13 protein-coding genes are annotated in these 13,184 nt (G+C 70.2%); 3 read left to right on the top strand and 10 right to left on the bottom strand.

All coding sequences use genetic code 11. The annotated features are described in order from the left end of the window. Nucleotides 1-34: 34 nt before the first annotated feature. From E4V99_RS06740 to E4V99_RS06725, 4 genes are read right to left on the bottom strand one after another with little or no spacing between them, the layout of a single operon-like run. Nucleotides 35-1,369 carry a dihydrolipoamide acetyltransferase family protein gene (locus tag E4V99_RS06740; protein WP_135116753.1) on the bottom strand — a complete coding sequence of 445 codons (1,335 nt, stop codon included), beginning with the start codon at nucleotides 1,367-1,369 and terminating at the stop codon, nucleotides 35-37. 34 nt (nucleotides 1,370-1,403) lie between these two features. Then, entirely contained in the window at nucleotides 1,404-2,381 is a 978-nt protein-coding gene (locus tag E4V99_RS06735) for an alpha-ketoacid dehydrogenase subunit beta (RefSeq protein WP_135116752.1), read from the bottom strand. Further along, nucleotides 2,378-3,529, bottom strand: coding sequence for a thiamine pyrophosphate-dependent dehydrogenase E1 component subunit alpha (locus E4V99_RS06730; protein WP_240742755.1), 1,152 nt, complete (start codon nucleotides 3,527-3,529; stop codon nucleotides 2,378-2,380). Before E4V99_RS06730 ends, E4V99_RS06735 begins: the two co-directional genes overlap by 4 nt. Beyond that, nucleotides 3,526-4,650, bottom strand: coding sequence for a histidinol-phosphate transaminase (locus E4V99_RS06725; protein ID WP_245233131.1), 1,125 nt, complete (start codon nucleotides 4,648-4,650; stop codon nucleotides 3,526-3,528). Before E4V99_RS06725 ends, E4V99_RS06730 begins: the two co-directional genes overlap by 4 nt. Nucleotides 4,651-4,708: 58 nt before the next feature. Here E4V99_RS06725 and E4V99_RS06720 point away from each other — a divergent pair, with 58 nt between their 5' ends. Beyond that, nucleotides 4,709-5,101, top strand: a complete 393-nt coding sequence (locus E4V99_RS06720; protein ID WP_135070477.1) for a phage holin family protein — start codon at nucleotides 4,709-4,711, stop codon at nucleotides 5,099-5,101. Here the strand turns inward: E4V99_RS06720 and E4V99_RS06715 are convergent. Together E4V99_RS06715 and E4V99_RS06710 are read right to left on the bottom strand one after the other, a co-directional pair. Beyond that, a complete protein-coding gene (locus E4V99_RS06715; RefSeq protein ID WP_135116751.1) occupies nucleotides 5,073-6,377 on the bottom strand; it encodes a hypothetical protein in 1,305 nt (434 codons plus the stop codon). The genes E4V99_RS06720 and E4V99_RS06715 overlap by 29 nt on opposite strands. Then, on the bottom strand, nucleotides 6,374-6,655 hold the full coding sequence (locus tag E4V99_RS06710) for a hypothetical protein (RefSeq protein WP_135116750.1): 282 nt from the start codon (nucleotides 6,653-6,655) through the stop codon (nucleotides 6,374-6,376). The genes E4V99_RS06715 and E4V99_RS06710 overlap by 4 nt, the downstream gene beginning before the upstream one ends. A gap of 113 nt (nucleotides 6,656-6,768) precedes the next feature. On the opposite strand from E4V99_RS06710, the gene E4V99_RS06705 reads away from it, so the two are divergent. Both E4V99_RS06705 and purB read left to right on the top strand, forming a co-directional pair. Further along, nucleotides 6,769-7,275 (top strand): low molecular weight protein-tyrosine-phosphatase, encoded by a 507-nt coding sequence (locus tag E4V99_RS06705; protein WP_135070486.1) that lies wholly within the window; start codon nucleotides 6,769-6,771, stop codon nucleotides 7,273-7,275. A 28-nt stretch (nucleotides 7,276-7,303) separates the two neighbouring features. Continuing rightward, nucleotides 7,304-8,683: an adenylosuccinate lyase gene (gene purB / locus E4V99_RS06700; protein WP_135116749.1), complete on the top strand. Its 1,380-nt coding sequence runs from the start codon at nucleotides 7,304-7,306 to the stop codon at nucleotides 8,681-8,683. On the opposite strand, the gene E4V99_RS06695 is transcribed toward purB, so the two are convergent. From E4V99_RS06695 to E4V99_RS06680, 4 genes are all read right to left on the bottom strand, one after another. Beyond that, nucleotides 8,680-9,780, bottom strand: coding sequence for a GntR family transcriptional regulator (locus E4V99_RS06695; protein ID WP_135116748.1), 1,101 nt, complete (start codon nucleotides 9,778-9,780; stop codon nucleotides 8,680-8,682). The two genes, purB and E4V99_RS06695, sit on opposite strands and share 4 nt — an antisense overlap. A 31-nt stretch (nucleotides 9,781-9,811) precedes the next feature. Beyond that, nucleotides 9,812-10,873, bottom strand: coding sequence for a glycoside hydrolase family 76 protein (locus tag E4V99_RS06690; protein WP_135116747.1), 1,062 nt, complete (start codon nucleotides 10,871-10,873; stop codon nucleotides 9,812-9,814). 66 nt (nucleotides 10,874-10,939) lie between these two features. Next, on the bottom strand, nucleotides 10,940-12,190 hold the full coding sequence (locus tag E4V99_RS06685; RefSeq protein ID WP_135116746.1) for an ABC transporter substrate-binding protein: 1,251 nt from the start codon (nucleotides 12,188-12,190) through the stop codon (nucleotides 10,940-10,942). 67 nt (nucleotides 12,191-12,257) lie between these two features. Beyond that, a complete protein-coding gene (locus tag E4V99_RS06680) occupies nucleotides 12,258-13,184 on the bottom strand; it encodes a carbohydrate ABC transporter permease (RefSeq protein WP_135070501.1) in 927 nt (308 codons plus the stop codon).

The following is a 13,184-nucleotide window of genomic DNA, read 5'->3' as shown; positions in this document are numbered from 1 at the left end:
ATCGTTATCACCACACCGTGGGCGTGGGATGCCGTCAGTCCAGGAGGAGGGCGGGCTCCTCGAGGATCGAGGCGACGTCGGCGATGAAGCGGCTCATGCCGTCGCCGTCGATCACACGATGATCGAACGACCCGGCCACGGTGGTGACCCAGCGAGGACGCACCTCGCCGTCCACGACCCACGGCTTCTGTCGGATCGTGCCGAGCGCGACGATGCCGGCCTCGCCGCCGTTGATGATGGGTGTGCCCGCATCCATCCCGAACACGCCGATGTTGGTGATCGTGATCGTGCCGCCCCGCTGGTCGGCCGGGGTGGTCTTGCCCTCGCGGGCGGTGAGGGTCAGCTTCTCCAGCGCGCGGGCCAGCTCGCGCATGCTGAGGTCCTGCGCATCCTTGATGTTGGGGACGAGGAGCCCGCGCGGGGTGGCCGCGGCGATCCCCAGGTTGACGTAGTGGTGCAGGCGGATCTGCGCGCCCTCCTCGCCGTCGACCCATGCCGCGTTCACCATGGGCGTGCGCCGCACGGCCCAGATGACCGCGCGCGCCATGATCAGCAGCGGCGAGACCTTCACGTCGGCGAAGTCGGGCGAGGACTTCAGCCGCTTGACCAGCTCCATCGTGCGCGAGGCGTCGACATCGGTCCACACCGACACGTGCGGCGCGGAGTAGGCGGTGCGCACCATGCTGCTGGCCACCGCCTTGCGCACGCCGCGGACGGGGATCGACTCCTCGCGGTCACCGGCGGCGGGCGCCGCGGCCGCGGGCTCGGGGGCGGCCTCGGCGGGTACGGGGATCGTCTCCTCGCGCACGGCGCCCCACTCGGGCGTTTCGATGTTGCGGAAGACGCTGGCCTGCGACGCGTGCCGGACGACGTCCTCCCGCGTCACCTCGCCGGCCGGGCCGCTCGGGCTCACAGCGGACAGGTCGACGCCGAGGTCGCGCGCGAGCTTGCGGATCGGGGGCTTGGCGATGACCCCCACGGATGCGGCGACGGGACGCTCCGCGGGGCGCCGGCGGCGCGACTGCACGTGCCCGCCGGTGCCGTACCCGACGAGCACGGCCCCACCGGCATCGGCTCCGCCCGGATCGGAGGGTTGGGGGACGGTGGCGTCGGCAGCCGCAGCGGCCGCGGCATCCGCGATCGTGATGATCGGCGCGCCGACGTTGACGGTGTCGCCCTCGGCGGCGAGCAGGTCGCCGACCGTCCCGGCGAACGGCGAGGGGAGCTCCACGAGCGACTTCGCCGTCTCGATCTCCACGATCACGTCGTTGACGGCCACGGTGTCGCCGGGCGCGACCCGCCACGACACGATCTCCGCCTCGGTGAGGCCTTCACCCACGTCGGGGAGGAGAAAGGTCTGAGTGCTCATCGCATGTCCTTTCGACGACCGATCCGGCGACCGATCAATAGGCGAGGGCGCGGTCGACGGCCTCGAGGATGCGGTCGGCATCCGGTAGGTAGGTGGCTTCGAGCTTGGCCGGGGGGAACGGGGTGTCGAACCCCGACACGCGCAGCACGGGCGCCTCCAGCGAGTAGAACGCCCGCTCGGCGACCGTCGCGGCCACTTCGCTGCCCAGGCTCGTGAATCCCGGCGCCTCCTGGGCGTAGACCATCCGTCCCGTGCGCCGCACGGAGTCCAGGATCGGTCCGTAGTCCACCGGCGACAGCGAGCGCAGGTCGATGACCTCGCAGCTGGTGCCCTCGCCCTCCGCGAGCGCGGCGGCCTGCAACAGCGTCGTGACCATCGCGCCGTGGCCGACGAGCGTCACATCCGTGCCGCGCCGGACGATGCGGCTGGCGTGCAGCGGCAGGCCCGGCGCCGTGGTGTCGACCTCGCCCTTCTGCCAGTACTTGCTCTTGGGCTCGAGGAAGATGACCGGATCGGGCGAGGCGATCGCCTCCTGGATCATCCAGTACGCATCGTGGGAGGTGGACGGGCTCACGACCCGCAGCCCGGCGGTGTGGGTGAAGTACGCCTCGGGGCTCTCCTGGTGATGCTCGATCGCGCCGATGTGGCCGCCGTAAGGGATGCGGATCACGACCGGCATCTGCACGGCGCCCTCATGCCGGTAGGTGAGCTTGGCCAGCTGCGTGGTGATCTGGTCGAAGGCGGGGAAGACGAACCCGTCGAACTGGATCTCGCACACCGGACGGAACCCGCCCATCGCGAGCCCGATCGCGGTGCCCACGATGCCCGACTCTGCCAGCGGGGTGTCGATGACGCGCTGCGGCCCGAACTCCGCCTGCAGGCCCTCCGTGATGCGGAAGACCCCGCCGAGCGGCCCGATGTCCTCGCCCATCAGCAGCACGCGGTCGTTCTCGGCGAGCGCGCGGCGCATGCCCGCGTTCAGGGCCTTGCCCAGCGGCATGTTCTCGCTCATGACGCCCCCTCCTCGAACGACGCCTCGTACGCGGCGAGCCATTCGCGCTGCTCGTCGATGCGCGGATGCGGTTCGGAGTACACGTTGGCGAAGATCTGTGCGGGGTCCAGCGTCGTGGCGGAGTCGGTGGTGCGCACGCGGATGTCGTCGGCCAGCGCCTGGCCCTCGGCCTCCGCGTCGTCGAAGAACGCCTGCGAGGCGCCGCGGGACTCCAGGAACGCGCGCATTCGCACGATCGGGTCGCGCGCGACCCACGACTGCTCCTCCGCCGAGGTGCGGTACTTGGTCGGGTCATCGCTCGTCGTGTGCGCACCCATGCGGTACGTCATCGCCTCCACCGCGCGGGGCCCCCCGCCGGCGCGCGCCTCGTCCAGCGCGACCTTGGACACGACGTAGCTGGCCAGCACGTCGTTGCCGTCGATGCGGATGCTGGGGATCCCGTAGCCCGCGCTGCGGCGGTACAGCGGCGAGCGCGACTGGGTCGAGACGGGGACGGAGATGGCCCACTGGTTGTTCTGCAGGAAGAACACCTCGGGCGCGTTGAAGCTCGCCGCGTAGACCATCGACTCGTGCACATCGCCCTGGCTGGAGGCGCCGTCGCCGTAGTAGACGATGACGGCCTCGTCGCGCTCAGGGTCACCGGTGCCGCACTTGCCGTCGAACACCAGGCCCATCGCCAGTCCCGTGGCGTGCAGGGTCTGTGCGCCGAGGACGAGGGTGTACAGGTGCGTGTTGCCGTTGGCCGGATCGAAGGGATCCCACCCGCCGTGCGTGAGACCGCGCATGAGCCGCAGGATGTGCAGCGGGTCGACTCCCCGCACGCGCGCGACGACGTGCTCGCGGTAGGAGGGGAAGAGGTGATCCTGCGCGCGGGCGGCGCGCACCGAACCGACCTGCGCGGCCTCCTGGCCCCAGCTCGGCGGCCACAGCGCGAGCTGGCCCTGGCGCTGCAGGTTGGTCGCCTGCCGGTCGAACGCGCGGATGGAGACCATGTCGCGGTAGAACTGCTCCAGCTCGGCGTCCGAGAGCGCCTCGGCGATGCCGCGGTATCGCTCGGCGGCCGGCGTGGGCGCGAACGACCCATCCGCATCCAGCAGGCGCACCAATTCCTGGTCGTCGTGCGTTCCGGTCTCTTCGAGCCCTGTCACAGTTCCCACGCTAACGTGCGCCCCGGATGCCCTTCTGGGAGGGTACGGACAACGGATGCGGCGACGCGTAGGACCTTCTCGACAGACTCCTCCTCGCCGACCGACACCCGCAGGCCGTCGCCGGCGAACGCGCGCACGATGATCCCCTCCTCGGCGAAGGCCTCCGCGAACGGCTCGGTGTGCGCGCCGGCGGGAAGCCACACGAAGTTGCCCTGCGCGTCGGGGATGCGCCATCCCGCCTCCCGGAGCCCGGCGGCCAGGCGATCGCGGCGCTCCGCGATCGCGGCGACGCGCTCGAGCAGGGCGCCCTCGGCGTCCAGGCTCGCCAGCGCCGCGGCCTGGGCCTGGGCGGTCACCGAGAGCGGGATCATCGTCGCCCGGGCGGCATCCAGCACGCGGGGATGGCCGATGGCGTAGCCGATGCGCAGCGCGGCCAGTCCGAAGGCCTTGGAGAAGGTGCGCAGCGCCACGACGTTGGGCCGGCCGAGCAGGCCCAGGACCCGCATGCCGTCGACGGCATCGGGTGCCGTGACGAACTCGGCGTACGCCTCGTCGAGGATCACCATGACGTCGCGCGGCACGGCGTCCAGGAACGCGGCGAACTCGTCGTGGGTGACGACCGGACCGGTCGGGTTGTTGGGGCTGCACACGAGGATGACGCGGGTGCGCTCGGTCACGGCGGCCGCCATCGCCGGCAGGTCGTGGCGGGAGTCGTCCGTCAGCGGGATCTCGATCGCGGTCGCGCCACTGACGGCGACGAGGGTCGGGTAGGCCTCGAACGACCGCCACGCGTACATCACCTCGTCCCCGGGACCGGCGGCGGCGAGGATCAGCTGCGCGATGAGGGACACCGACCCCGCGCCCACGTGCACCGCTTCCACGGCGACGCCGTAGCGGGCGGCGAGACGTTCGCGCAGCCGCATCGCCATCGCGTCGGGGTAGCGGTTGAGCTCCGCTGCACCGCGTACGGCGTCGAGCACACCCGGCAACGGCTCGAAGGGGTTCTCGTTGCTCGACAGCTTGAACGCGTCGGCGGCCGCCTGGCGCCCCTGACGGTACACCGGCAGGGAGGCGATCTCGGGCCGGATGCGGGGGAGGACGGGGGCGTCGTCGTCGATCACCCGTAGAGCCTAACCGGGCGCCCTGTCCCTGCCGAGGGCGCTCTGCCATAGTGGGCGCGTGAGTTTCCTCCTGCGAGTCATCCTGAACGCCTTCGCGATCTGGCTGGTGTCCCTGATCCCCGTGCTCCAGGTGTACCTGATCCCGTTCGCGCCGGGGGACTGGTTCCAGGTGGCCCTGACGGCGCTGCTGGTGGGCCTCATCTTCGCGATCGTCAACGCCATCATCGGCACGGTGCTGAAGGTGCTGGCGATTCCGCTGTACATCCTGACGCTGGGGCTCATCTCCCTCGTGATCAACGGATTCCTGCTGTGGTTGACGGCGTGGATCACGACGCTGTGGAGCTTCGGCCTGCGGGTCGAGAGCTTCTGGTGGGGCGTGCTGGCGGCCCTGCTCATCACGATCATCAACGGCATCCTCGGGCTCATCTTCCGCCCGAGCCGCCGGGACTGACCCGCTCGGCGGCGTACTCCCGCGCCACCACGGTCTCCGCAACGGCCAAGCCCTCGAAGACGGAGGTGAGGCGCTGCACGCGCGGATCGTCCGACCCGTCCACGAGCGCGGCGGTCTCGGCGTACGCCGACATGTGATGGGCGGGCAGCGTCGCGTCGTGCAGGCCCGGCATCGGGTCCGCCGTGCGCTCGACGACGAAGCTGCCGGGGGCGCCGACCGAACCCGGATGCCCGCCGCCCTGCAGCGCGGCGATCGGGTCGTCGGTGTGACGCACCGTCACCGCGAGCGTGCCGGCGCCCACGTCGGCCTGCACGGGTGCGCCGAACGACACCAGCGTGCGGGTGTCGTACGGACCCTCCAGCGCCAGGCGCTCGGTGACCATGGCGCCCTGCGAGTGCCCGAACGCGTGCACCACGTCGCCGGGCCGTGCGCCGGCCTCGCGCAGGGCTTTCAGAGTGGCCTCGTACGACGCCGACTTCTCGCCGGCGTACAGCTGCAGGTTGGATCCGACGTCGAACGGATCGGATCCGCCCACCGAGCGGGTGCCGGTGACGTACACCGCGAACTGCTGGGAGCCGCCGGGCATCGTGTACCGCTCCACGCGCACGTGCCCCTCCCCCGAACCGGGGATGCGCGCCGCCGCCGCCGCGAGCGTGGCCGGCGGTGCGACGGAGCTCGCGGCCAGCGGCCGGACGGTGACGGGGTCGCCACCCCCGGTCAGCCGGTCGCGCGCAGCCACCGGGCCGAGGCCGAGCGCGTCGACGCCGAAGCCGAGCGCAGCCAGGGTGGCGGGAACGAGCATGCCGACCACCGGGTCGAGGCCGCGAGAACCCCACCACGCCTGGCGGGACAGATCACTGCCGTCGCCGCCGGCTGCCACGAGCTCGTGCGCCCTCCGCGCCACGTCGGGATGGTCCGCGACCACGCGCTCGAGTCTCGCGTCGAGTCGGTCCACGGCGGCAGCGTCCCCGGCCGCCGTCGCCACCGCTCGCTGTGCGAGCAGCTCCACCGCCTCGTACAGGTCCGCCGCCTCCTCCAGCGACGCGGCGAGTTCGTCGGCCTCGGCCGCGGCGTCGCGCAGGAGCGTGTGCACCGTCAGCAGCTCGCCCACCGACGGAGACCCCGGCACGGTGAGGAGCTGCTCGGGCGCGCCGCGCACGTGCGACGCCGCCGCATCCGCCTTCCCCGCGAGCGCCCGGAACCGCCTCCCCGCCGATCGCAGCGACGCCGTGTCGACCTCGATGCCGCCGCCGGAGCGGATGACCAGGTCGCTCACGGCGCCACCGCGGACGCCACGATCCGGTAGCGGGCGTGCCGCAGGTCGTCGGCCGCCTGGTCGAGGGTGGACCGGACGGTGCGCAGCATCCGCTCGAGCCCGTCCGCCCGGGTCGCGAACGCGCGGGCCGACGGCGCCTGCCATTGCACCGCGTCACGAGCATGCGTGGCGGCGGCCGCGAGGTCGTCGACGTCGTCCCGGAGGGCGGCCATCGCGTGCAGGACGGCGTCGATCGTGTGCAGGTGGGCGAAGGCCGGGCTGAGGACGGGGTAGGTCATCGCCCCACGGTGCCCGCCACCACCGCCCGCGCAGCGGCCGCGCGGGCATCGGTGGACGGTCGGCGGGACGGCTGGGCCTGTGCAGGAATGGTCGGCGGCGCCACAATAAGGGGATGACCGCGAGCGCCACGCAGCCGTTCCGCGTCGTCTTCGTCTGCAGCGGCAACATCTGCCGCTCACCGATGGCCGACGTCGTGTTCCGCTGGTTCGCGGATGCGTCGGGTGTGGGCATGCGGGTGGCGTCGTCGTCGGCGGCCACCGGCGACTGGCATGTGGGCGAACGCGCCGACTCCCGGACGCTGGAAGCCCTCATGCGCCGGGGCTACGACGGCTCCCGCCACCGCGCCCGGCAGTTCACCGCGAGCGACTTCGACCGCAACGATCTCGTCGTGGCGCTGGACCACAGTCACGAGCGCGTGCTGCGGGGGTGGGCCCGCAGTGAGGGCGACGCCGACAAGATCGCGCTGCTGATGTCGTTCGATTCGGCGGCGAAGTCCCTCGACGTGCCCGACCCGTACTACGGGTCGCCGGCGATGTTCGATGAGGTGCTCGGTATGATCGAGGGCGCGAGCCGGGCGCTGTTCCGCCAGCTCGAGCCCGCGATCCGCTCCGCGGTCTGACGCTTCGACCGCCCCCGACGGGAGACCCGTGACCTCTCTGCCCCCGCAGCCGCTCAGCCCTCTGGACGGCCGCTACCGCGCCGCGGTGTCGCCCCTGACCGATTACCTCTCCGAGGCCGGGCTCAACCGCGCGCGCGTCGAGGTCGAGGTCGAGTGGCTGATCGCCCTCACGGATCGCTCGCTGTTCGGCACCGCACCCCTCGGCGACGACGACAAGGCGCGGCTGCGCGCCCTGTACCTCGAGTTCGGCCAGAGCGAGATCGACTGGCTGGCCGAGAAGGAGGCCGTCACGCGTCACGACGTCAAGGCGGTCGAGTACCTCGTGCGCGATCGCCTGGCCGCGCTGGGCCTGGAGCCGGTGGCCGAGCTCACCCACTTCGCGCTGACCAGCGAAGACGTCAACTCCACCGCCTATGCCCTCACCGTCCAGCGCGCGGTCACCCGCGTGTGGCTGCCGCGGCTGGAAGCCGTCGCCGATGCGCTGGCCACGCTGGCCCGCGACACCCGCGATGTCGCGATGCTCTCGCGCACGCACGGCCAGCCGGCGACCCCCACGACGATGGGCAAGGAGATCGGCGTCTTCGCGTGGCGCCTGCGCCGCGTCGCCGCACAGGTGGCCGCATCCGACTACCTCGCGAAGTTCTCCGGCGCGACGGGCACGTGGTCGGCGCACCTGGCGGCCGACCCGGACGTGGACTGGCCCGCCGTGTCGCGGGTCTTCATCGAATCGCTCGGGCTCGGATTCAACCCGGTGACGACGCAGATCGAGTCGCACGACTGGCAGGTCGAGCTGTACGACCGCGTGCGGCACGCCGGCGGCATCCTGCACAACCTCGCCACCGACGTCTGGACCTACATCTCGCTGGGCTACTTCAGTCAGATCCCCGTCGCCGGGGCCACCGGATCATCGACGATGCCGCACAAGATCAACCCGATCCGCTTCGAGAACGCCGAGGCGAACCTCGAGATCTCCGGCGGCCTCTTCGGCACCCTGGCCTCGACGCTCGTGACCTCGCGCCTGCAGCGCGACCTGACCGACTCCACCACCCAGCGCAACATCGGCGTGGCCTTCGGGCACTCGCTGCTGGCGCTGGACAACCTCGAGCGCGGATTGCGGGAGATCTCCCTCGCCGAGGGCGTGCTCCGCGCCGACCTCGATGCGAACTGGGAGGTGCTCGCCGAGGCCATCCAGACGGTGGTCCGTGCCGAGATCGCCGCGGGCCGGTCGTCGATCACCGACCCGTACGCCCTGCTCAAAGACCTCACCCGGGGCCGGCGGGTGGGCGCGACGGAGCTTGCCGAGTTCGTGCACGGCCTGGACATCGGCGACGCCGCGAAGGAGCGTCTCCTCGCGCTCAGCCCCGCGACGTACACGGGCTTGGCTTCCGCGGTCGTCGACCAGCTCTAGGGCAGAGGAGCGGTGGATTCACCGATCACCAGCTCGGTGCTCAGCGTGACCTTGCGGACCTCGCGGGGGTCGCGGATGAGCGCGAGGGCGAGATCCACCGCCGCCTCCCCCATGCCCTCCTGATCTTGGCGGATGTGGGTGAAGCGGTAGCGCCCGGGGTCGTAGAACGCATCCGGGTGGTCGAAGCAGACGATCGAGAGGTCGTCGGGGATGCGCCGTTGCATGCGCTCCGCGGCCACGCGGAGCATCGCCGCGATGTAGTACTCGGTCGCCACCACGGCGGTGACTTCCGGGTGGTCCCGCAGATACGCCTCGAGGTGATTCACGTCTTCCGCCGGGCTGATCGTGCTGCCCGGGGTCGTGGAATGGACCAGATCGAACACCAGCGCATCGTCGTGAGGGATGTGGTGCATGGCGTGCGCCTTCACGTAGCCGTCGCGGCGCTCGCGCAGTGTCGACACCGTGCTGTCGGAGCTGACGAGTCCGACGTGCTCGTGGCCGAGGGAGAAGAGATACTCGGTCGCCTGCTGGCCGGCGGCGATGTTGTCGGAGCACACCGTCGACACCGGCACCCCGTCGAACCCGCGGTCGAGGATGACGACGGGAAAGTCCTTCGTGACCAGTTCCAGCACGGCCGGCGGAATGTACACCGACGAACTGGGCTGCAGGATGAGCGCGCGGACCCCGCCATCGACGAGCGCCCGGATGAGTCGGTCCTCAGCCGACGCATCGCCGAGGCTGCGCTTGACCAACAGGTTGGCGCTCGCGTTCGCGCGATCCAGCAGCCCGCCGAGGATGCGCGTGCCGAACGTGTCGTCGAAGTTCGTCACGATGAGGCCGACGAGCGGGTGCGTGAGGGAGTGTGAGGCCGGGGCCGCCGTGGCGACGTCGCTGATGACCGTCGTCCCGACTCGGGGGCGCCGGCTGATGTACCCGTCGTTGCGCAGCAGATCGAGCGCCTTTTTCACCGTGATGACGCTGACACCATGCTTCTCGGTCAGCTCGGCGTCGGACGGCAGGCGCTGGCCGACCGGGTAGTCCCCTCGCTCGATCGCCGCGCGAAGGTCGTCGAAGACCTTCTGGTAGAGAGCCACCATCCCGGGTCCCCGTCCTCCCCAATGAACATATTTAATTTAGCATCCGTGCCTGGCGTCGTGCCCGCAGTTCCAGCGCCATGATCGCGCTGAGGTGAGTGGAGAAGTCCACCCTGCCCGACGCGGACGCCGACCAGTCGTCCCCGGGGAGGAGCCACGAGTCGACCTGGGCGTTGCGCCACAAGGCGTCCGTGCTGCTGCGGAGGAACCCCTCCAGCGTCCGAGCGGCCTCACCGGCGGGATCGAGGTGTTCGAGGAGCGTGCCGACGTAGCGGTAGTAGACGCCCTTGAACAGCCCTTCGTCGCCGCCGGCTCCTTCCTGCCGGAAGATCCCCTCCTCGGCCAGCTCCCGCAACGCCGCCAGAGCAGTCTTCTCCGCGTCGTCGAGGTATCGGCGCTCACCCGTGGCCTCGAAGAGGGCGACGCCGGCACCGACGAACAGCCCCTGGTTATAGGTGAAGCGCCAGTGCCGGTCGAGCTCACCGTTCTCCTCCCGGTTGATGCCGTCCTCGACGAACCCATCCGGGCGCACGACCGTCGTGCCGAGCCAGCGATAGGCGGTGAGGGCGTAGTCGAGGTGTCGGCTGTCCTGGCCGCGGCGGAAGAGCCGTGCGGAGAGGATGACGAAGGGGCCGTTCGCCGGGGTGTTCTTGTAATACGGCTGCTGCTTGCGCCACGCCACGCTGGGCCCCATCGTGTCGTTCCACCCGTGGTCCACGACGTGCGTCCAGATGCTCTCCGCAGCGGCGAGGTGGCTCCGATCGCCCGAGGCGCCGTACAGCCGGAGGATCGCGAGGCCGTACCACAGCATGTCGTCGAAGTAGTCGTTGAACAGCGAGCCGCCATTGCGCTCGAGCACGTTGCGGTAGACCGTCTCCGCCTTCTCGAGCCACACGGCGTCTCCGGTGCGTTCGAACGCGTCGATGCGGGCATCGAGGAGATGCGCCAGCCACCAGTAGTTGAAGGTGGAGTCGTCACCGGCGGGGTAGCTGTTGTGAAGCATCTGGGGGTGGGCGGCGCCGAAGAAGTGATCGAGGCTGTTCTGCGCGATGGTGGCGCGCTCGTCCCACGTCGTCGTCTGCGAGGCGGTCGTCATGGAGTCTCCTGGAGAGGATCGGATGGCGCGGCGGGCGGCACCGTGCCGCCCGCCGCGCCGCAGCGGCTATCGGTTGTCGGCGAGGATCTGGTCGCCCAGTTCCTGCGCTTCGGAGAGCGCCTGCTCGGCGGTCACCTCGCCGGCGAGGAATTTCTCGAGGGCGGGGATGAGCGCCTTGCCCTCGACATCGGATGCTCCGGGGATGCGGGAGCGCACCTTGGCGTACTCCAGCGTCTCGATGAAGGCGGCGTACTTGGGGTTCTCGGTGAAGTACGCGTCGTTCGCCGCTTCGATGTTGGCCGGGATCCAGCCCGAGATCTCACCGAATGAGACGCCGTTCTCCGGTTGGGTCGTCCACCACTTGATGAACTCCCATGCCCCGTCGGCATTCTTCGCCCCCTGCGGGATGACGAGGCCGAAGCCGCCCATTCCGGCGCCTCGGTCACCGGTCGGGCCGGCGGGAGGCTGCACGATGCCGTACTCGGTATCCGTCTTGTCCAGACCCGACAGCGCCCATGGCCCGTCCAGCTTGAGGGCGACGTTGCCTTCGGCGAACGCATCGACTCCTTCACCGAAGCCGAGTTCGTACACCCCCGCGTCGAGCATGCTCTGCCAGAAGTCGAGCACCTCAAGACCCTGAGGGCCGTTGAACGCCGTCGTCTCTCCGTCCTCGCTGTACATCTGGCCGCCCGCCTGGGTGAGCCACATGTTGAACAGACCCGGGTCGTTGAGCTGGAAGCCGGCCCGCGTCAGAGTCCCGCCGTCGCGGACGGTCGTCGCCTCGGCGGCCGCCCTCAGCTCCTCCCAGTTGGTCGGCGGCTCGACGCCGGCCTCGGCGAGCGCGGTGACGTTGTAGAACAGCGAGCGGTTGTCCACGAGAAGCGGGATGCCGTAGGTGACGTCATCGATGACCAGCTCGCCGAGCGCCTGGTCGTAGAACTGTCCGAGGTCCACGCCGGCCTCGTCGATGTACTCGTCGAGCGGGGCGAGTGCGTTCTTGGGGACGTAGATCGGTGTGTTGTACCGGTCCCACAGCACGACATCGGGCACGTCGCCCGACGCCAGTCCGGTGAGCAGCTGCTCCTCGACGAGTTCCTGCGGGACATAGGTGACCTCGTAGTCGTCCTGCGACTCGTTGAAGGCGTCGGCCTGCGCCTCGAGTTGGGCGACCTGATCGCCCGACCAGGAGCCCCAGAAGACGACCTTCTCGGCGCCGGTGCCGGTGCCGGCCGTGTCGCCGCCCGAGCATGCGGCGAGGCCTGCCACGAGGACGGCGACGGCGCCGGCCGCGAGAACAGAGCGGTATGTGGTTCTCATTGCTGATCTCCGTTGCGTGTTGGGTGGGTAGGAGGAATCGGAGCGCCGGGTGGCGACTCCGCGACGATCACTTCGTGCCGGAGCTGGCGAAGTTCTGCACGATGTATTTCTGGGCGAGCACGAAGACGATGAGCACGGGGAGGCTCGTGATGATGGTTCCGGCCATGAGCGGTCCGTAGTCGGTGTCGTACTCGTTGACATAGGAGGCCAGCCCGACCTGCACGGTGAGCATCGCGGGGTCCCTGAGCACGATCAGCGGCCACAGGAAGCTGTTCCATCCGGCCTGGAAGGTCAGCACGCCCAGCACCGCCGCCCCCGCGGTCGACAGCGGGAAATAGACACTGCGGAAGATGCGGAACTCACTCGCTCCGTCGATGCGCGCAGCGTCCCCGAGCTCGTCGGGCAGCGCTTCGAAGACCTGCTTCATGAAGAAGACCGCGAACGCCCCCGCCGCGAACGGGATGAGCACGGCGCCGTAGTTGTTGATGAAGCCGCTGCCGCCCTGACCGAAGAGGTCGTTTCCCCCGGCGAGGGGGAAGTAGCGCAGCACGAGGAACGTCGGGATCATCGTGACGATGGCGGGGATCATCATCGAGGCCAGGAACGACCCGAAGACGGCCACCCTCCCCCGGAACTTGAGCTTGGCGAGGGCGTATCCTCCGAGGCTGCCGAAGAAGACGTTCGTGAGCGTTCCGCCGACGGCGAGGATGAACGAGTTCGTGAGGTACTGCGCGAACGGCCCGTCGACGAAGAGCGCGATGTAGTTCTCCAGCGTCGGTGTGCGCGGGATGATCTCGAGGTGGCTCGAAAGGATCTCGCTCTCCGGCTTGAGCGAGGTGGACAGCGTCCAGATCAGCGGCAGCACCGTCGAGATGCTCACCGCGATGACCGCGAGGTACCAGATGCTGCTGCCGACGAAACGCCGCCGCCGAGCGGTGCGCCGGGCGGGGGTGATCGCGGGGCCGGCGGGGGAGGTGGTGGTCGTGGTCGTCAT

The organism is Microbacterium sp. dk485 (genome assembly GCF_004570445.1).
Taxonomy (GTDB): Bacteria; Actinomycetota; Actinomycetes; order Actinomycetales; family Microbacteriaceae; genus Microbacterium; species Microbacterium wangchenii.
The sequence above is the reverse complement of the archived record's forward strand: the minus strand, read 5'-3'. Positions and strand labels throughout refer to the sequence as shown.